This is a genomic window from Silvibacterium acidisoli, assembly GCA_022870745.1.
In the GTDB taxonomy this organism is placed as follows: domain Bacteria; phylum Acidobacteriota; class Terriglobia; order Terriglobales; family Acidobacteriaceae; genus Silvibacterium.
Genome location: CP085323.1, coordinates 5,252,753 through 5,272,967, shown reverse-complemented (window position 1 = coordinate 5,272,967; position 20,215 = coordinate 5,252,753). Strand labels below are relative to the sequence as shown.

Sequence of the window (20,215 nt, the reverse complement as noted above, 5' to 3'; positions counted from 1 at the left end):
CTTCAATACTCAGCAGGCGCTGGCATCGGATTGGCATTGTTTGGAAAGAGACAGCTCTGGTCAGCGGAGGCAGATGCTCGCGTTGAGGTCTTTCTCGATGAAAGTGCCGGACAGATCTCACCGAACATCTATGGCCATTTCACTGAGCATATTGGTGGTGTCATCTACGACGGCGTCTGGGTGGGTGCAGACTCGAAGATTCCGAACGAGGCAGGAATTCGACGTGAGTTGATTGAGCGCATGCGCCAGATCAAAGCTCCCATGGTGCGCTGGCCAGGCGGTTGCTTTGCCGACAGCTATGACTGGAAAGATGGTATTGGCCCGAATCGGCCCACGCGAACCAACTTCTGGGAGGGCGATCATGACGCTCAAAGGCTGCACGAGAAGGGCGCGCAGGTTTTTGAGCCAAACACTTTTGGCACCGATGAGTTTATGCGCTTCTGCAAGCTGATTGAAGCTGAGCCTTATGTTGCGGCGAATCTTCGCAGTCTCCCCGCACTCAGCTTTGACCAGTGGGTCGAGTACTGCAATTCCCCAGCAGGCAGCACCACACTGGCGAAGCAACGCGCAGCAAATGGAGCAGCCGATCCATACAAGGTCCGCTACTGGGGCATCGGGAATGAGAGCTGGGGTTGCGGCGGCAACTTTACTCCGGAAGAGTACGCATCGGAATTTCGCCGCTACACCACGTGGATTCCCAACTACGGCGTCGATCTGCAACTGATCGGCTCCGGTCCGAACGGCAATGACATTGACTGGACACATCGATTCTTCGAAGAGATCTTCGGCGGCCCGCATGCCTATCGGAACAAGGGATTCAAAGGATGGTCAATCCATCATTATTCGTTCGGATTCCACGAAGAGAACGGACACCGTGAACAGGCAGACGCGCTCAATTTCGATAAGGGCCAATGGTACGGCATCCTCAAGGAATGCGACCTGGTCGAGAGCATCATTACTGATCAGTGGTCTGTGATGGGTCAATATGATCGCGAACATCGCGTGAAGCTGGTCGTAGACGAATACGGTCCTTGGTATCGCGAAGGCACCGAGCTGGATCCGACTCACATCTTCGGGCAGCAGGTCACAGTCCGCGACGCACTGGCGACAGCGCTGACGCTGGATGCTTTCAATCGGCATGCCGACAAGGTGAGCATTGCGACCTGCGCGCAGCTGGTCAACAATATCAACGCCCTGTTTCTCTGCCACGAAGACAAATTTATCGTGACGCCGAATTTCTATGTTTTCCAGATGTACGCGGCCCACCAGGGAGCGGACATGCTGCGAACCGAGGTTTCTGCGCCATCGCTTCGCTATTCTGCGTACGGCAAAGCGGAGACGTTCTGGGGCCTGAACGGTTCGGCTTCGCGGAACGGAAAGACCGTTACCGTGACGCTGGTTCATCCCGATCTGGATCAGCCGAAAGATGTCCAGATAGCCATCCGAGGCGGTGGTTCAGCGAGCGCTTCAGCTACGGTGCTCGCTTCTGATGATATGCACGCGCATAATTCCTTCGCTCAGCCGAAGATGGTGGCAACCAGAACTCTCGAATGTACGGTGCGAGATGAGACAGTTCATCTACGAATGCCACCGGCTTCAGTTGCTGCGATCCGGATCCAGCTAGGATGACGCACGGTATGCGATAGAGGAACGCGCTCAGCAGAGGATTGCTCTGATTGAAAACGACCGCCAGCCGAGTTGTCGGTACCCTTGCCATTCAATCGGCGCCGCAGGCGGCTGCGCAGGCTTTGCGCGAGGCAATTATTGCGGGCGAGTTGAAGGGCGGAGACCGCATTCTCGAGCATAAGTGGTCTGCGCAGTTGAGCGTTGGGCAACCTACGTTACGCGAAGCTCTTCGAGAACTGGAACAACAGGGACTGCTGAAGAAGCTACCTCAACGCGGCACGTATGTTGTTCAGCTCAGCCTGGACGACTACAGAAGGATTCTCGAGGTACGCATTCCCCTGGAGAGCATTGCGATCGGGCGCGCCGCCGTTCGATTGACGAATGAAGGCGAGCGCGAGCTGACAGATCTCGTGATGGCGATGACCGCAACAGGGAAAGAGATGGATGTACGCCGCTTCCATGACTACGATGTGCTCTTTCATCGCAGGATCTGGGAAATTGCCGACAACGAATACCTTCGTGAAACGCTGGAAAAGCTCACGTTCCGCCTCTTTGTATTTTCCCTTGCCGGCCGATGGCCTGACATACCTGGTGCGCTCAGCGAGCGCCTGGCCGCGATGCAGCAGCACGTCGCAATTCTTGAGGGCCTGTGCTCTCGCAATGCCGGGAAGGCCCGCACAGCGTTCGTGCAACAGACGATCCACTACTGGAACACGCAGTATGGGCTGGAGCTGGATGGAGAAGATATCGTCGGCAGCAGTGCAGTGCGCCTTTAATACGCCGAAACGCCCTGGCAATCAGGGTGATTCGGCACCTTCCCTATAGAGAGTCTTTGAGTGAACACGCTGGCTGGCCCTGCGGATGTCTGGCGGCCGTGATCCCGCTCCTTTGAAATCAGCCACGAAGTGGCACTGGGCGGCGCAAAATTTATAAATAAGCGTTTGACATCTCACTAGATTATAAATTATAGATTTTCGCCGAAGAGGAGCTGACCCGATTTCGCTCGCTAATTCGCGGCCAGTCTGGAGTAGCCGCCGGAAGAGTGCGGAAGGCCGGTTCTCCTTTCAGTAAAGAGCGAAAACGGGCCCTCGTACTGCATTTCCAGGAGGTCATCATGATGTATCTGCAACGGCGCTTGATTTGCGTATTGATGCTCATGCTCGGCGCAATCGGCGTTGCGGCGGCGCAGGACAACGCGACCGTAAACGGAACTATTCAGGACTCAACGGGAGCGGTCATCGCAAGTGCGCAGATCGCCCTGACAAACGCTGCCACCGGGCAGGTGCGCAGTGCTGTTTCGAATGATGTCGGAGCGTACCGTTTCGCCAACGTTGGCGTCGGTACCTATACGCTGAGCGCACTCGCGCCGGGATTTCAGAAATACACCAAGACCGGAATTGTTGTGAATGTGGCGCAGACACTTGAGGAAAACATCTCGTTGACTGTCGGCACGCAGGGGCAAACGGTGACGATCCAGGCGAATGCCCTGCAGGTTCAATCGGAAACCAGTGAACTGAGCACCCTCATCAGCGGGCAGCAGGTAACGCAGCTTGCTACGAACGGCCGCAATATGGAGTCGTTGGCGGCACTCGGCATGGGTGTATCGAACAACCTGCCTGACTTCAATACCGTGAATGCGAATACGTCGGGTAACGGCATCAGCTTCAACGGTACGCGGGCTAATCATAACGTCTATCTGCTTGATGGCGGCGAGATGAACGATCGAGGCTGCGGAGGGTGCTTTGATTTTCTGCCGTCACTCGATGCGCTGGCTGAATTCCAGACTCTCGACAGCAACTACAGTCCCGACTATGGTCTGGGTTCGGGCGGCACGATTCTGATGGTCGTGAAGTCGGGAACGAAAGACTTTCATGGCGGTCTTTGGGAGTTCAACCGCAACGAAGATTATGACGCGAACAACTACTTCACCAACCTTGCCGGGCAGGCACGCCCGGAGTTGCGGCTGAACGTCTTTGGCGGCAATGTGGGCGGTCCGCTTTGGATTCCTCATGTCTACAACGACTCGCGTAAGCGCACTTTCTTCTTCGTAAATGAGGAGTGGCGTCGTCTGGTTCTTGGCTCGACGCCCTCGATCGTGAACACTATCGCGGCAAGCAATTTTCCTACGGCCGGCCAGCCGCTTACCTACAGTGTTCCTTCCAACGGAACAGTTCCGATCGTCCCGAACACGACCGATCCAGCCAAGCTCGGGCTCTATGCTGCGGACGGACTCACCGCAGGATCACCCTTCCCGAATAACACGATTCCAGCGAACCTGATCGATCCGAATGCTGTGCTTGAGTTGAATGCCGGAACCTTTCCGAAGCCTAATTTCGGAAACAGCCAATACATTTCCTCGATTCCGCAGCCGACAAATGTACGCGAGGACGTTGTTCGCATCGATCATGCCATCAACAGCAAGCTGGAACTGATGGGCCATTACATACACGACGCGGTTACGCAGACGATTTATCCTCCGCAATGGGGCGACAGTTCCTATCCCACGAGCGGATCGACGATGCTAAACCCCGCGTGGGGAGCCGTGTTTAAGCTAACGCAGACGTATTCACCAACACTGCTGAACGAAACGTCCTTCAATTACGCGGACAACGTGGTGAAGATCAACCCCATCGGCGTGGCCGCTCAGCCTGCCGGCTGGACGGGAACGACCTTCTTCCCGCTTGCAAATAATGTCGGCGCGCGTATGCCCGAGATCGACTTGGGTTCTCCGTATGGAACGAACTGGAGCTCGAGTTATTTTCCCTGGAAGAACTTTTATGCCGCCTACCAGGTTCGCGACGATCTTTCGTGGACGAAGGGACGTCACCAGTTCAAGTTTGGCTTCGGCTATCTGCGTATCGTGAAAAACCAGCAGTTGCAGGCGAACACGCAGGGCACCGCAGCCTTCAATGCAAGCACCTTCTCCGGAGACTCGTACGTCAACTTCCTGCTTGGCGACGCGGCCACCTTTACGCAACTCGATTATCTGGCGAACAAGCATTGGGTGAATAACAATTACAGCTTTTATGTAAGCGATAACTGGCACGTCAGTCCGCGTCTCACGTTTAACCTTGGGGTGCGCTACGACGGCATGCCGCATGCCTTCGAGCGTTTCAACCAGTTCGCCAACTTTGTTGAAGCGGACTATGACCGCAATCTCGCCTATCCGCTGAACAATGACGGCACTCTCAATCCAGCCTCCCTGACAAGTGTGAACGGTCAGCCGTTTTACCTGAACGGAATTCGCGAGGCAGGAGTGGGTGGTTTTCCGCGAGGCGCCGTCGAGAACCACTACTATACCTTCCAGCCGCGCCTTGGTTTCGCATACGATCTTTCGGGTAACGGAACCACGGTGCTGCGTGGTGGCGGCGGCCTCTTCTATGAGAGGGTGCAAGGAAACGATGTTTACAACGCTGCCCAGAACCCGCCGTTCGCATATCAGCCTTCGGCGACAAACGTTTACTTCTCCAATCCCAACACCAGCGCGTTGAATGGGCAGACGACGACCCAATCCTTTCCTTCAACGCTGACGAATCTGGCGTACAACTACCTGCCTCCGGGTACAGCCACCTACAGTCTTGGCATTCAGCGGCAGGTTGCTCCGTCGGTGATTGCGGTCTTGCAATATGGAGGTTCGATCGGTTGGGACCAGAACGACGATCGTGGCATCAACACTCTACCTTTGACCGATGTGAACAATCCTTCTGCACCTTACGACCTGCGTGAAGGTGTCGCTGACGGAACGCTGAATGCGAACCTCTATCGTATCTATCCGGGATTCAGCTCGATCGAGCAGGAAGAGAACGAGACACATTTCAACTACAACTCACTGCAAGCCGGCTTGCGAATGGAGAACCGGCACGGGGTTACATTCGAGCTGGCTTACACGTGGTCGCATGAAATCGACGAGGTAAGCGGCGATCTGAGCAGTGTGTCGAATCCTTTCAATCTGAAGTATGACTACGGATCGGGATCGCTCGACCGCCGGCATATCTTCAATGCAAGCTACATTTATAACTTTCCGTTCTTCGAACATAGCTCCAGTGCGCTTGCACGAAGCTTTCTTGCGGGATGGCAATTCTCGGGTATCACCATTGCGCAGTCGGGAGCGCCGCAGCCTCTGACATACAACGGTCCGGATGTGCTCGGACTGGGTGGACAGACTACAAATCGCCCGAACCAGATAAAACATGTTGCGTACCTTAAGAAGAGAACCGAATGGTTTGACACCACCGGCTTCGCCAGTCCCATTGCACCATGGGCCGGTGGCGGTAACGAGGGGTTCGGCAGCGCTCACAAAGATGCTGTTGTGTTACCCGCAAGGTTGAACTTTAACTGGTCGCTCTTCAAGACCATCAGGCTTGGTTCAGGGGAAGGGGCTCCCGGCCTCGAGCTTCGATTTGAGTCTTTCAACATCTTCAACCACACGCAATTTAACGGCATTGATTCCGGATCGACCGATTCGAACTTCGGCGAAGTCACGTCGGCTTACGACCCGCGTGTGCTGCAGCTTGGCGCCAAGTTCCATTTTTGAAGTGCCTCCACAGGGCACGATTCTTATCGTGCCCTTTCTTTTTCTCCTGAAAATTCTGTTTTCCGAACCACATGTGTGGAGTAAAAATAGCAGCGGAGAAACAATGAACCAGGTTCTCTCGCCGTGGTTGATTCTTGCGGCATTGCTTTTGTCGAGCTGCTGTTATGCCGCGGGCCAGTCTCCTGGTTCAGAAGAATTGCGTCGGTCAGCGATCGCTCTTGAAGAGCAGGGCAGGACAGGTGAAGCCGAAGCTGCCTGGCAAAGCGTGCTCAAGGCGATGCCGCAGAGCGCGGAGGCGTTCGCTCATCTGGGTTTTTTAGCCGCCAAACGCCAGGACTTCGCGCATGCGATCGATCTCTATAAGAAGGCTCTCGTCTTAAGTCCCGAAATGCCGGGGTTGAAGCTGAATCTCGGCCTTTCTTACTTCAAGTCTGGCGATCTTAAGGATGCTGCGGAAACGATTCGCCCGCTTGTGCAGGCTGCTCCTCAGTCGTCGCCGGAGCGGCAACGGCTAAGCGTGCTGATGGGCATGGCCTACTACGGGCAGAATCGCTTTGCGGACTCTATCCCCTACCTTAAGGAAGCGGTATCGAATGATTTACAGAGCCTTGAGCTGAGACTGATATTGGTACAGAGTTGCATGGGAGCCAAGGATTTCAATTGTGTGCGTGACGTATACAAACAGATCGTGGACCTGAATCCTGATTCGGCCGAAGCGGATATGGTTGCGGGTGAAGTGCTCGATGAAATGAAGAACGATCCCGAGGCGATCCACCAGTTTCAGGCGGCAATCGCGGCCAATCCAAAGGAGCCCAACGCTCATTTCAGCCTCGGCTACGTGCTATGGAAGCTCAAACGATATGACGAGGCGCGCGGGCAGTTCGAGGCCGAGCTTGAAAACGTGCCCGATCACTATGAAGCGCAGGTTTATCTCGCGGACACAGAGATACAGTTACAGAAGCCGGACCACGCTTTGCCGCTGCTGGAAGACGCTGTACAGAAAATTCCTGCGATGGAGTTGGGGCATCTCGATCTCGGATTGCTGTATAACGCCGCAGGAAGAAAGAAGGAAGCGCTACGCGAGCTAAGCACTGCCGCGAAGATCGAACCAGGAGACGCGGCGGTTCATTGGAGACTGGCACGGATTTATCGATCTCTCGGAGATGAAAAGGCTGCAAGTGCTGAGCTGAACCAGACGAAGCATATGGTCGAAGAAGCCGATAATTCAGTGTTTCGCCAGTTGCATCCGGTGCAAAAGTGATACCGATGAGGCTACAAAAATAGCGCGTGGATGAGCCAGCAGGGTTACCTTTTGAGAGCGAAGTATATGGGCCATCTTTGTCTTGATCGTTTCGCTGGTTGTCTACATCACGTTGGCGATGAAGCATCAGGCCCCTGGTGAAGCCACGTTCTTCCCGGTCAATATTCAGCGATTGCCCGGTGCAATTGCTGCCAATAAACCTTCATTTCCTGCCGCCAATGCATGGCCGAAAGCTGCACTCATCACCGTTGTAGAGAACTCGCCATTCTGCAGTGGTACCGGGAAGAATCTGCATAGTGGAGGGGCTTGAGATGCCGCGGCGTGCTGCATTCAAACGCCATGCAGACGGGATGGAGTAAGATCACGGCAAGGCGGTCCACTCCCATGTCCGAACCGGCCAACCAGTCCGCTGTTCTCACTTCTTCCATGGAGACGTCGCAGGAGCTTACGCTTCACGGTTCCGTGCTTGTGCTGCTGCAGTTTGACGTGTGCGAGGCCATTCATCTTGACCGCCTGCGCGAGATTCTTGGGGCGCGCACGGCGCCGAAACCGCAACCGCAGCCGAAGGCGGCAGTTGAGATATCGATCACAGGCGCCATCGACTATGATCGTCCGCCTATTGTCGAGCCTGTAGAGCCATTGGTGCTCGCCAGCGGCGAGCAGCTTACCGGTCAGATCAAGTACTACGACTATGGCGTACTCAGCATTGTCTTCGAACGGCCCTTTGTTGGCGGCTGGTCCAGGCTGGCCGGCCTTGCCAGCCGCTGGGTGTGGGATATCGATTTTGCTGCTGAGGCCACGCGCATTGTCCGCGACAAGCTGACCCGTGCTGCCGAGGCCATCGTTAAGCCGTATGGTGAGTGGCTCAGCGAAGATTACCTCATCTTCCATATTCGCGACATCGTCGCGCCCGACGGCTGCCTCAGTCCGAGCATTCCCGAGCTTATCCAGCAACACGGTGCGCGCATTGCCCAGGTGGTTCGCGGAGACACCGGCAACCTCGCTGAGTCCGAGGTTAATGAGGTGTTGCAGGCGCGCATCTCTTACTATGCGAACGACCTGGCAGTCATCGGCTGGAACGCCGCCTTCCTTTTCGATTCGGCTTCCGGCGCGGAGACGGCGATCCAGCTGCTGGAGTACGCCAACTCACAATTGCTCGAGTTCCGCCACTACGATGACCTGCTCACCGAGGAGCTGGAACGCGTCTACCTGCTGCTCGATAAAGGTACTGGAATCCTGGCACGCTGGCGGCTCGCCCGATCTGCGACAGGTCTGCACACGGTGCTGCTCGATGTCGATGAACTTACCGAGCGTGCCGATAATGCAATCAAGTTCCTGTCCGACATGTTCGCCGCGCGCTTTTACAAACTGGCGGCACAAAAGATCGGCGTACCCGACTACAAGGACCTTGTCACTCAAAAGGTTCGCACTGCCGAGGAACTCTATCGCTTCATGGTCGACCAGTTCAACCAGAGCCGGGCGTTTTTTCTCGAGCTTACGGTCGTCATCATCCTGGTCGTCGAGCTTGTTTACCTCTTTCGCGGCAGACCGTTCTGACGGGAGGTCAGGCCCAGGGCATGACGACAACCGAGTTTTCTGCCTTGTCGTGCTTTACAGCCTGGAGTGCCTCGTTCACCTGGCTCAGAGGGTAGGTTGTTGCTACAGGCCTGATCCCGAATTTCGATACCTGCTCGAGGAAGGCGCGGCCGTCGTCGCGGGTCATGTTGGCGACACTTCTTATCTGACGTTCTCCCCAAAGCAGGCTGTCATAGTCGAATTGCGGTATGCGGTCGAGGTGTATCGCGTTGATCGCTACGATGCCGCCCTTCCTGAGCGACTTCAGCGCCGCTACGACGACATCTCCTGACGGAGCAAAGGTTATGGCGGAGTCGAGTTGCGCCGGAGGGATGTCAGTTTCTGTACCGGCCCACTCAGCCCCCATCTCCTTCGCGGATTGCCTGTGGCTCTCGCCGCGCGTGGAAACATAAACGTCAGAGCCCCAGCCCTTCAGCACCTGGATCGCAAGCTGGGCAGAGGAACCAAAGCCGAAGAGGCCCACCTTCTGGCCCGGCTTGACTTCGGCAACCCGCAGGCTGCGGAACCCGATGATTCCCGCGCAAAGCAGAGGGGCCGCAACCTCGTCCGCCAACTCTTCCGGCAGCGGCAGCAGAAAGTCTTCTCTCGCAATCGCGTACTGAGCGTACCCGCCATTGCAGGAATAGCCGGTGAACGTGGGGTTGTCGCAGAGGTTTTCCCGATGGCTTACGCAGTAGGGGCAGGAGCCATCGGTTCCGCCTATCCAGGAGACGCCGAATCTCGCACCTGTTTTGTATTCAGGACGATGGGCTTCGACAATCTCGCCGACGATCTGGTGCCCTGGAGTAACAGCCGGAAGCCGTGGCGGCAGCTCGCCTTCGACGATATGCAGATCAGTCCGGCATACGCCGCATGCGCGGACTCTGAGAAGCACCTGGCCCGGTCCTGGCTGTGGAATTGGCAGGTCTTCGAGCGCTAGCGGAGAGTCGTCGATCTTCGCGGGAGTTCTGAGTACGGCTGCTTTCATGGCCTTACCTTTAGAATCAGTGTACCTTCCGTGTCTGCGGCATCAGCACCGCCCGCAGTTGTGATGCACATCACATCCGGCAATGATCTTCGATGGATATCTTCATACAAGAGCTGCGAGGCTTTGTATATCGCCGTCGGAAGGAGACTTTATGGCTACCCTACCGTTTCTCGCTGAAGTCAAACCTGAAATTAATGGCGCCGAAGAATATCGCAGGCAGGAGGGCGAAGTCTGTACTTCTAATCCGATTCTTTTCGCGTCCGATTTCTCCGATCCGGCGTCTTATCCGGTGCGATACGTAAACGCTCTCGCAAAGGCTCTTGGGTCGTCCGTATTTTTTGAATATCTTCCCGGCCCCGAAGCATGCTTTCCGAAAAGCGATGGCGGGAACGGCGAGACAGCGGAGACAGGTTCTAATGCGCCGGTGGTCGCAAGAGTACACGATGCAATTCAACTTGAAGAGATGTTGAGCCTGCTCGATTCGATCATCAGGAAGCATCATCCTTCGATGCTGGTGGTGGGCTCACGCAGTGAGTCCGAGAGTGACCGTGCTCTGTTAGCCAGGCTGGCGCGCAGGCTTGGCTTCCGGTCTGGCGTGCCCGTCCTGATAGTGGGTAAGCCGGATGAAGTGGCCGTGAGAAAGGCCGGGCAATGGCAAAAGATTCTTGCTGCCACCGATCTCAATTCGCCTGCAAATACAGGGCTACTGCACGCGCACACGCTGGCGGGCAGCCAGCTTATCGCACTGCACTGCATAGACAGTAAAGACATGGTCAAGGCCCACCATAAGCTGGCGCATCTACGGATGCTGGCGCCGTTCAATGAGTCTCACACCGTTCCTGTCCGTCATATCGTCCGGGCGGGTGAGACGACGGAGACGATTCTTACCGTCGCGGATGAGACGAAGCCCGACCTGATTGTCCTGGGCTCGCCGACGCCCTCGCGTGAACACGCAGGCAACGATGAAAGCGTGGTCTGCAGGGTGGTGAGCACGGTTTCGTGCCCTGTGTTGCTGATGCCGCCGAGGGCAGGGGAAGGCGGCGATCACAGGCGATGAGTACGCGATCAGCAGCGGGTAGGTACGGCTTATCCGCTGCCGATCGCTTCATAACGATTTAGTTGTGTGGCTCAACATCCCAGTGCTTCACCTCGCGCACCCATATATTGCGAAAGCTGATGGGCTCGCTCTTGTCGCCGTGCGCCTGCAGCTTGATGGGTGCTCCGTCGAAAGCCTTGTAGAAAGGCTGGCCGATGTAGCGGGTCTCGCCCTTTAGTTGGAAGTGATCCTCGACGAGCACACCGTTCAGGAAAACGGTCGCGAAGGCGGGGCTTTTCAAGGTGCCGTCTTCATTGAAGCGCGGCGCAGTCCACACCACGTCGTAACTCGACCACTCGCCGGGCTTGCGGGCTGCGTTAGCCAGAGGCGTAGCCTGCTTGTAGAGGCTGCCGACCATTCCGTTGGTGTAGGTCTTGTTGTTGTAGTTGTCGAGAATCTGCAGTTCATAGCCCGCATCTCCGGGGCCAGTGGATGCCAGGAAGAGGCCGCTGTTGCCGCGGGCCTGACCTTCACCCTCGATGCTGCTGGGGATCTTCCACTCGACGTGAAGCTGATAGTCCTTGAACTTCTGCTTCGTCTCGATATTGCCGACGCCACCCTTCTTCACGGTCATCACGCCGTCATGAACCTCCCAGTCGGCGGCAGTCGCGCCGTCCTTGGCGGCAACCCACTGCTGTGTGTCCTTGCCGTCGAACAAAACGATGGCGTCGGATGGTGGCTGGCCGACGGTCGCCGCCGGGGTGACCACGGGCGGAACGGGCTGGTAGAACTCAGTGTCTTCGGGCTTGGGCTTGGTAGCGTCGGAAGCCTGAGCAAAGACCTGCGACCCGGCAGCAAGGGTTGCGGCTGCGAGCAAGAGAGGCGTCATTCGGAACAGCGTGGAGGCATGCTTCATGATGCGATGAGCATACACTGGAACTGCGTTTAGTGGCTCGCCTTGCCCGGCGAGCCTTTCCAGGTTTCACGTACTGATGAAAACAATTCGACCGGATACGGAAGCCGTATCCGGTCGAATTGTTTTCGTACCCTGGGGGACGGTTGTTGTTACGACGCGACCAGATCGAAGCGATCGAGGTTCATCACCTTGTTCCAGACTCCCACGAAATCGTTCACGAACTTTTCGTGCGCGTCGGTGCTTGCGTAAACCTCGGAGAGTGCGCGTAGCTGAGCGTTCGATCCAAAGATGAGGTCAGCGCGTGTCGCTGTCCACTTTACTTCGCCGGTCTTGCGATCGCGGCCTTCGAAGGTATCTTTGGCGTCGGAATCCGCTTTCCACACAGTTCCCATGTCGATGAGGTTGACAAAGAAGTCATTCGTCAGCGCTTCAGGACGCTTTGTGAAGACTCCATATTGTTTCTTCTCGTAGTTGGTGTCGAGGACACGCAAGCCGCCGACAAGCACAGTCATTTCCGGTGCGGTGAGCGTAAGCAGCTGCGCCTTGTCGAGCAATTCTACTTCGGCCGTCCCGGTAGCGTGGCCGTTCGAATAAGAGCGGAAGCCATCCGCGGCCGGTTCAAGCACCGCGAAGGATTCCAGGTCGGTCTGCTCCTGCGAGGCGTCCATACGGCCCGGTGAGAAGGGAACAACGACGTTGACTCCAGCATTCTTAGCTGCCTTTTCGATGCCCGCTGCGCCGGCAAGAACGATGGTGTCGGCAAGCGAAATCTTCTTGCCGCCCTTCTGCGACGCGTTGAATTCGCCCTGGATCTTTTCGAGGGTCGCAAGCGCCTTCGCCAGTTTCTCCGGCTGGTTCACCTTCCAGTCTTTCTGAGGAGCGAGACGAACGCGCGCGCCGTTGGCGCCGCCACGCTTATCGGAACCGCGATAAGAAGCTGCCGAGGCCCATGCCGTGGAGACCAGCTCCGACACCGTGAGTCCCGAAGCGAGGATCTTCTCCTTGAGAGCAGCAACATCCTGCTCGTCGACCAGCACGTGGTCCACGGTGGGGATGGGATCCTGCCAGATAAGCTCTTCGCTGGGAACCTCAGGCCCGAGATAACGTGCGCGCGGGCCCATATCGCGATGCGTGAGCTTGAACCACGCCCGGGCGAAGGCATCGGCGAACTTCTCTGGATGTTCGTAGAAGTCGCGCGAGATCTTCTCGTATACAGGATCGAAGCGCAGAGCCAGATCGGTGGTCAGCATAGCAGGAGCATGGCTCTTGGACGAATTGTGCGCGTCAGGGATAGTACCCGCGCCAGCGTCACCCTTTGGCTTCCACTGGTGCGCGCCGCCCGGGCTCTTTGTCAGTTCCCAGTCGTACTTGAAGAGGTTCTCAAAAAAGAGATTGCTCCACTTCGTCGGCTCGCTGGTCCAGGTGACTTCAAGGCCGCTGGTGATGGCGTCCCCTGCGATGCCGGTCGCGTAGGCACTCGTCCAGCCGAGGCCCTGCTCTTCGATCGCCGCACCTTCGGGCTCAAGTCCAACGTGAGGCTTAGCCGGACCGGCGCCGTGAGTCTTGCCAAAAGTGTGGCCTCCGGCGATCAGCGCGACTGTCTCTTCATCGTTCATGGCCATGCGGCCAAAAGTCACGCGGATATCATGTGCAGCAGCCGCCGGATCTGGCTTTCCTTCCGGCCCTTCCGGGTTCACGTAGATGAGACCCATGGTCGTCGCACCGAAGGGATTCGCCAGATCGCGCTCACCAGAGTAGCGCTTGTCGGTTCCCATCCAGGTGGATTCATGGCCCCAGTTCACATCGAGATCCGGCTCCCATACATCGGCGCGGCCGCCGGCAAAGCCGAAGGTCTTGAAGCCCATCGATTCCAGGGCAACATTGCCGGTGAGGATAAGAAGATCGGCCCAGGAGATTTTCTTGCCGTACTTCTGCTTGATAGGCCACAGAAGGCGGCGTGCGCGATCAAGGTTCACGTTGTCAGGCCAGCTGTTAAGCGGGGCGAAGCGCTGCTGGCCGCGGCCGCCGCCACCGCGGCCGTCAAAGGTGCGGTACGTTCCGGCACTGTGCCAGGCCATGCGAATAAACAGGGGACCGTAATGGCCGAAATCGGCGGGCCACCAGTCCTGTGAGTCCGTCATCAGCGCTGTAAGGTCCTTCTTCAAGGCCTCGTAATCGAGACTCTTGAACTCTTTGGCGTAGTCGAAATCCTTCCCCATGGGATCGGACAGAGGCGAATGCTGGTGCAGGAGGTTCAGGTTCAACTGGTTAGGCCACCAGTCGCGATTCGTCGTAGCTGTGCCGCCGCCGTGGTGTGGGAATGGGCACTTCGCTTCAGTCGACATGCATTTTCTCCTTCTGTTTGCGCAAGATCAGCTGCGGATTCACGGAAATATCCAGGCTCGATCTTGACCAGATGAATGTAGCACCGCGCAAATACATAGTTCCAATACTCAATACCCATTCGGAGTATAGGCATCTCCTATGGATTTGGGCAGCGGGCAGAAATGCGGAAATGAAACCGCATCTTCTCGCGCCGAGCAGGAGTGCCGGCGACATGGAAGGCCCTTACGCGACAGTATTTGGTTCATTTGGTCACGAGTGAAATGAGAATGTTTCAAGAAGATGCCCTTACGTTCACGCTGGATTTACAAGCTTGTAATAGAAAAGAAAATGCCCACACATTGCATGCCGGCCCCGCCTGGCTGCACAAATCAATTCTTAGCCAGAAGGAATGAACGAAGTTGCAGATTACTCGCAGACGATTCGCGCAGTTGAGCGCTGCCTCGCTTGGGGCAGCAATTAACCCATTTACTCTTAGTGCGGAACAGGCCGTTGCGTCTTCGACAGCAGGCAGTGGTCGTTTTCATTTTGCCGTGGTGTCAGACAGCCATGTGATCGACCGCTTTTACAAGCCTGGATCTGAAAACGGAGTCGAAGATAACGAGAGCATCCTGAAGGCAAATGAGCGGCTGCAAATTGCCCGCGACACCATCAACAAGATTCGTTTTGCAGACGGCAGCCGTGTCGAACGCATCATCATCCCCGGCGATGTTTTTCATAACTATCCCTCCACGGATTACGACTTTTATTTTCAGAACGAAACCCGTCTCGACATCGCAAAGAAGCTGATCGATGGCTTTGAAGCACCGGTGATGCTTGGCTGGGGAAATCACGACTACGACGTGCCTGCGGTTTCGCGCGAGATGTCTCACCGGCTCTTCGAAGCGAAATTCCAGACCAAGCCATACCACTCGATCGACGAACACGGCTTTCGCTTCGTCATGTTGAATAATTTCCTAGGCGAGACGTGGGATGACAAGTCCCCGAGGTTGCGAAAGGAATACGGCTCGCTCGGTGAAGAGCAGTTGCAGTGGGCGGAGGCGCAATTCGAAGCCCGCAAGCCTACCGTGGTCTTTATTCACTATCCGCTCTGGAGCGTGCTGCCTACCGAGGTGAAGGACTACGGCCTGCATCCGATGCTGCGCAAGTATCAGGACTCGATTCAGATCGTGATCGCGGGGCACTGGCACAAGTGGGTCGACTTCGCGCACACCTTCGGGCCGCAGCATACGGTCACAGCCGCGACACGTTACGATCCGAACGCATTCATGGTTTTCGAAGCCGATTCTTCAAAGGGAACCATTCGCTGGATGGACAGTGCGCGAGCGGAGTGGGCCACGCATTTCGCCACTCCTTACAAGCTGAGCTAATGACTCGCTTGAAACTCCTGCGGCAGCATGCGATCGGTTCGGATCCTATCGCATGCTGCCATTGTTCTTTGCTCTCGTCCCTGGCAGCTTTTTCGCGGTACCATGTTGCATTCGCGAAGGGAGTGCCCCATGGGATTCTTGTTGCAGGACTTTCGTCACGCGTTTCGTCTGTTGCGTAAACAGCCGGGTTTCACAATCACGGCTGTTCTTACGCTTGCTCTCGGCATCGGAGCCGCAACCGCTGTGTTCAGCGTTGCCTACGGCGTGCTGATCGATCCGTTCCCATACAAGGATGTAAACACTCTCGCAACGCCGAAGCTATGTTCTTCGCACTGGTCACGCTGCGGATGGGATGTCTATACTCCCGATGCATTTAACACCATCGTGAAAAACACCACGATCTTCAGTGGGGTCACGGCATCGACAATCAGCCCGGTCATACTTACGGGCCTTGGGGATCCACAGCAGATCCGCGGAAACTACATCACACCCAATACATTCGACGTTATGGGAGTGCAGCCATTCCTGGGCCGTGCTTCGAATGACAGTGATGTGAAGCCGGGGCACGGAGAAGTTGCCTTGCTCAGTTACCGCTACTGGCAGTCTCACTTTGGCGGCAGCGCATCCATCCTGGGACGAGTGGTCGATTTCAACGGGCATCCACGCACCATCATCGGCGTCATGCCGCCTCGTTTTCTGTGGAGAGGCGCGGATGTTTATCTGCCCATACCGATGGAGGGTGGAGAAAGTGTGCAGGGGCAGCACAACTTCGCTCTTGTGGGCCGTGTGAAGCCGGGTGTGACGGAAGCGGAGGCTTCCGCCCAGCTACAGGCCGTATTCACGGAGCTTTCGCATAAAGTCCAGCATGCTTTTCCCCCAGACCTGCGGCTGGGTCTGATGCCTTTTCCAGAGATGTTCAAGTCAGCGTTGGGCGGCACGCTGTATCTCCTGCTGGGGGCAGTTGGAGTTTTATTGCTGATCGCCTGTGTCAACGTATGCGGGCTGTTGCTGGCGCGTGCGGTGAACCGTGAGCACGAGTTTGTCGTCCGCGCTTCGGTCGGGGCCTCACGCCAGCGCCTGGTGCGCTATGCGCTCACGGAGTCGTTGCTGCTGGCCATCATCGCTATCCCGGTTGCCGTCGCGTTTGCGTATGCGGGGCTGCAGGCGACTCTGCGCATCGTTCCGCCGGATACGATTCCGGATGAATCTGTCATCACCATGAACATTCCCGTTCTGCTGACATCGATCGGCATCGCATTGGTGACGGTGTTCATTTCCGGCCTGGCTCCGGCGTGGCACAGTGCGCATCCACGGTTGACCGCGGCTTTGAACGGCACCCGCGCATCGGGGAGCCAGTCGCAGAGGAGAATCCTCAGCAGCTTCGTGGTGACGGAAATCGCGCTTTCTCTCGCTTTACTGATGACGGCTGGCCTCATGTTTCGATCGCTGCTTGCCGTGGAGCATGAGCCTCCTTCGTTCTCGCCGGATCATACGCTGGCCATGCAGATTCCGCTCGACAGCGCGCGATATCCCACCCCTGCAAGCCAGTACAGCTTCTATCGCCAGTTAATGGAGAAGACGCGGGCACTGCCCGGTGTAAATGACGTCACGATAGACGATGCCTTTCCCTTCGTCGATATGAATGGAATCAACGTGCAGTTGCCCGGTCAGGAGATGGACAAGCGTTTCGTTGCGCTCCATCTTACCGGCCCATCGTATCCGTCGATGGCGCAACTCCAGGTGGTAGCCGGCCATTTCCTCGACGATCGTGAAATCGAAGCCGGCGCACATGAAGTCGTGGTCACGGCAAACTTTGCCCAGCGCTACTTTGAAGGACGTAACGCGCTTAACCAGGTCGTTCATCTGCCCGAACTGAAGTCGTTACCGAAGGACGGCTTGAAGGACGATGCGTTCGTCATTGTGGGAGTCATTGCGAACCTGCCAAGCTATCTCGGCTTCTCGCGAGAGACGCCGCAAATCTACCTGCCATACACCGTCGTGCCTGCAGCGAACACGCTGATTGTTTCGACCTCCGTGAATGCTGACAGCATGCTGCAGACGGTGCGGCAGGCAGTTTACTCCATCGATAAGGATCAGCCTGTTTCGCAGGCGAGTTCGCTGCGCCAGATGCTGGAGATGTACGGGTACGCTGGTCCGCGCTTTGCCCTGGCATTGTTCGGCACATTTGCCGGAGCCGCGCTGCTGCTGTCGTTTGTCGGCATCTACGGTGTGCTGTCGTTTGTAACCGCGCAGCGTACAAAAGAGATCGGAATCCGCATGGCTCTGGGAGCGAATCGTGCGTCGGTCATGTGGATGGTGCTGCGCCACGCGGGAGTTCTTGCGCTCATCGGTGTGGCCGCGGGAGTGCCTCTGGCCTTCGCCGCAGGAAGGTTCGCACGCGAGGCAGAACTGCTGAGAACTTCGCAGTACGATCCGCTTGTACTGCTTTCTGCAATGAGCCTGCTGCCACTGCTGGCACTTGCGGGAACATGGCTGCCTGCGCGTCGTGCCGCAGCGATCGATCCGATCCATGCTCTGCGGACGGAGTGACGTGGTCCGCTGGGTGGCCTTGAAAGACTATGGACGAAGGATGGTGCGGATCGCGATTTTCAGGCGATCGATCAGCAGTTCGTCTTTCATCGTGCCCGGATAATACATGCTGTTCAACCCGAAGCCATCGATCACCGATGAGAACTGGGCGACTTCCAGCCGTGTTTTCTGGTGATTCAATTTCGTCACGCGGGGAATGAACTCTTCAAAACTCTTGCCCGCGCTTAGGCACAGGGCGGTATGAAGATCTACCAGTCGCTCCCGGTGGCTCGGATGGCGCAGAACGTAGAGCTTGAATTCCAAATGTAACAACATGCGATGCTTGTTGCTTAGGATTGAGAGCAGATGATCCGCCATGGCATCAACCCACTCTTCGTCACTGGGATTGGGTTTCAGATGTGAAACGAGGCGTTTCTTGTCGCGGCGCACATCTTCCTCGAAAATGGCGAAGAAAACGTCTTCTTTGTCCTTAAAATGCGCATAAAAAGCGCCGCGCGTCTTGCCTGCGAGAGCTGCTATATCCTGCAGCCGGGTCGCGTCAAATCCGTCGCGCGCAAAAATCTTCCGGGCCGCGCTGATCAGCTTCTGGCGTGTACGTGTGGAGCGTTCCTGCTTGGCTTGATCGGTGGAAAACCCGTCATTTGTTGCCTTTCGCGCATCTATCGACTTCTTTTTTGCATCCACAACGACTTCCTCTGAATCTGCTCAAAATATACATGCATGTATGTTTTTGGGGGAAGTTTAAAAGTGCGACAGACATCCAGTAGTCTCAAACAGTGCGGATATGAAGTTTTATGGACTCTCGGAGGCGCAAGCCTTCTCGGAGCACTCGTTCTGGTTGCCGGTTGCGGAGGCGATGCGAAGCCCGCTGGTCCAGGCGCGGGCATGCCTCCCGGAGGAATTCCGGTCTCGGTAGTAACCGCTGAAACCAGTGACGTGCCCGTCAACAATCAATGGGTTGCGGCGCTTGATGGCTTTGTGAACGCGCAGATACAGCCGCAGGTGACCGGTTACCTCGTTGAGCAGAAATACCGCGAAGGTTCGCAGGTCAGGAAGGGCGATGTGCTCTTCCAGATCGATCCTCGTCCTTTTCAGGCTGCGCTCGATCAGGCCAATGGCCAGCTCGGCCAGGCAAAGGGCCAGCTTGCGCAGGCGAATGCACAGGAAGGCCTCGCGCAGATCAATGTAAATCGTGACACGCCGCTGGCACAGCAGCGCGCCATCGCTCAGAGCCAGCTCGACAACGATACGCAGCAGCTCAAGCAGGCACAGGCCAGCGTCGAGGCCGCGAAGGCGCAGATCGCAACCGCGCAGGCGAATATCGAGACGGCTCAGTTGAACCTCGGCTTCACGCACGTGCGTTCGCTGATCAACGGTGTTGCCGGCGTAGCGACCACGCAGGTGGGCAACCTGGTTAGCCCGCAGTCGACGCTGACCTCGGTCTCGCAGCTCGATCCGATCAAAGTCTATTTCTCGGTCAGCGATGCGGAATATCTTGCGCTCGTAAAGCGTGGGCAGGATGGACACGGCGATCTGCTGAAGGGCGCGAAGGATATTCCCCTGACGCTTACGCTCTCAGACGGCACGATCTTCCCGCACAAGGGCAAAGTGATCTTCGTCGATCGTGAAATCAACCAGCAGACGGGTGCGATCCGGATCGCGGCTTCATTCGATAATCCAGGCAACGTGCTGCGTCCCGGTCAGTATGGCCGCGTGAGTGCGGATGTCCAGACGCTGAAGCACGCGATTCTCGTGCCGCAGATTGCCGTCAACGACCTGCAGGGCGTCAAGCAGATCTACACCGTTTCGTCTGACAACAAGGTGCATATCGCGAACGTGACCCTCGGCGAGCAGTCGGGTCCGAACTGGGTGGTGAGCAGCGGAATTGCTCCTGGTACGCGTGTGATCACCGACCAGTTGCAGAAGCTGAAGGAAGGCATGCCAGTCGATCCGCATGCGGGGGCCCCGGCAAACGCATCCTCCACCGCACAAAAGCCCACGGCAGGGGAGTAACCG

13 protein-coding genes are annotated in these 20,215 nt (G+C 56.7%); 9 read left to right on the top strand and 4 right to left on the bottom strand.

From position 1 onward, the window contains the following. Positions 1-36 precede the first annotated feature (36 nt). The 5 genes from LJD29_RS21490 (at position 37) to LJD29_RS21470 (ending at position 8,978) form a co-directional block, all read left to right on the top strand. The gene (locus tag LJD29_RS21490) at positions 37-1,629 is read left to right on the top strand and encodes an alpha-N-arabinofuranosidase (protein WP_446743631.1); all 1,593 of its coding nucleotides are present in this window, start codon (positions 37-39) and stop codon (positions 1,627-1,629) included. A 47-nt stretch (positions 1,630-1,676) separates the two neighbouring features. Beyond that, on the top strand, positions 1,677-2,402 hold the full coding sequence (locus LJD29_RS21485; protein WP_446743630.1) for a GntR family transcriptional regulator: 726 nt from the start codon (positions 1,677-1,679) through the stop codon (positions 2,400-2,402). 338 nt (positions 2,403-2,740) lie between these two features. Continuing rightward, complete coding sequence (locus LJD29_RS21480) at positions 2,741-6,160, top strand: carboxypeptidase-like regulatory domain-containing protein (RefSeq protein ID WP_446743629.1); 3,420 nt, start codon at positions 2,741-2,743, stop codon at positions 6,158-6,160. A gap of 103 nt (positions 6,161-6,263) precedes the next feature. Continuing rightward, the gene (locus LJD29_RS21475; RefSeq protein ID WP_446743628.1) at positions 6,264-7,421 is read left to right on the top strand and encodes a tetratricopeptide repeat protein; all 1,158 of its coding nucleotides are present in this window, start codon (positions 6,264-6,266) and stop codon (positions 7,419-7,421) included. Between the two features lie 321 nt (positions 7,422-7,742). Next, positions 7,743-8,978, top strand: a complete 1,236-nt coding sequence (locus LJD29_RS21470; RefSeq protein ID WP_446743627.1) for a hypothetical protein — start codon at positions 7,743-7,745, stop codon at positions 8,976-8,978. 7 nt (positions 8,979-8,985) lie between these two features. Here LJD29_RS21470 and LJD29_RS21465 read toward each other — a convergent pair whose 3' ends face one another. Beyond that, positions 8,986-9,984, bottom strand: a complete 999-nt coding sequence (locus tag LJD29_RS21465; protein ID WP_446743626.1) for a zinc-dependent alcohol dehydrogenase family protein — start codon at positions 9,982-9,984, stop codon at positions 8,986-8,988. Between the two features lie 151 nt (positions 9,985-10,135). On the opposite strand from LJD29_RS21465, the gene LJD29_RS21460 reads away from it, so the two are divergent. Continuing rightward, positions 10,136-11,041, top strand: a complete 906-nt coding sequence (locus LJD29_RS21460; protein ID WP_446743625.1) for a universal stress protein — start codon at positions 10,136-10,138, stop codon at positions 11,039-11,041. Between the two features lie 58 nt (positions 11,042-11,099). On the opposite strand, the gene LJD29_RS21455 is transcribed toward LJD29_RS21460, so the two are convergent. Both LJD29_RS21455 and katG read right to left on the bottom strand, forming a co-directional pair. Further along, positions 11,100-11,909 carry a 3-keto-disaccharide hydrolase gene (locus LJD29_RS21455; protein ID WP_446743624.1) on the bottom strand — a complete coding sequence of 270 codons (810 nt, stop codon included), beginning with the start codon at positions 11,907-11,909 and terminating at the stop codon, positions 11,100-11,102. Positions 11,910-12,085: 176 nt separating this feature from the next. Continuing rightward, positions 12,086-14,281, bottom strand: a complete 2,196-nt coding sequence (katG, locus tag LJD29_RS21450; RefSeq protein WP_446743623.1) for a catalase/peroxidase HPI — start codon at positions 14,279-14,281, stop codon at positions 12,086-12,088. Between the two features lie 399 nt (positions 14,282-14,680). Between katG and LJD29_RS21445 the strand changes: the two genes are divergently transcribed. Both LJD29_RS21445 and LJD29_RS21440 read left to right on the top strand, forming a co-directional pair. Then, entirely contained in the window at positions 14,681-15,649 is a 969-nt protein-coding gene (locus LJD29_RS21445; RefSeq protein WP_446743622.1) for a metallophosphoesterase family protein, read from the top strand. Between the two features lie 129 nt (positions 15,650-15,778). Beyond that, the gene (locus tag LJD29_RS21440) at positions 15,779-18,199 is read left to right on the top strand and encodes an ABC transporter permease (RefSeq protein WP_446743621.1); all 2,421 of its coding nucleotides are present in this window, start codon (positions 15,779-15,781) and stop codon (positions 18,197-18,199) included. A gap of 27 nt (positions 18,200-18,226) precedes the next feature. Here the strand turns inward: LJD29_RS21440 and LJD29_RS21435 are convergent, their stop codons facing one another. Continuing rightward, positions 18,227-18,883 carry a TetR/AcrR family transcriptional regulator gene (locus LJD29_RS21435; RefSeq protein ID WP_446743620.1) on the bottom strand — a complete coding sequence of 219 codons (657 nt, stop codon included), beginning with the start codon at positions 18,881-18,883 and terminating at the stop codon, positions 18,227-18,229. A 63-nt stretch (positions 18,884-18,946) separates the two neighbouring features. Here LJD29_RS21435 and LJD29_RS21430 point away from each other — a divergent pair, with 63 nt between their 5' ends. Further along, entirely contained in the window at positions 18,947-20,212 is a 1,266-nt protein-coding gene (locus tag LJD29_RS21430; RefSeq protein ID WP_446743619.1) for an efflux RND transporter periplasmic adaptor subunit, read from the top strand. Positions 20,213-20,215: the final 3 nt, after the last annotated feature.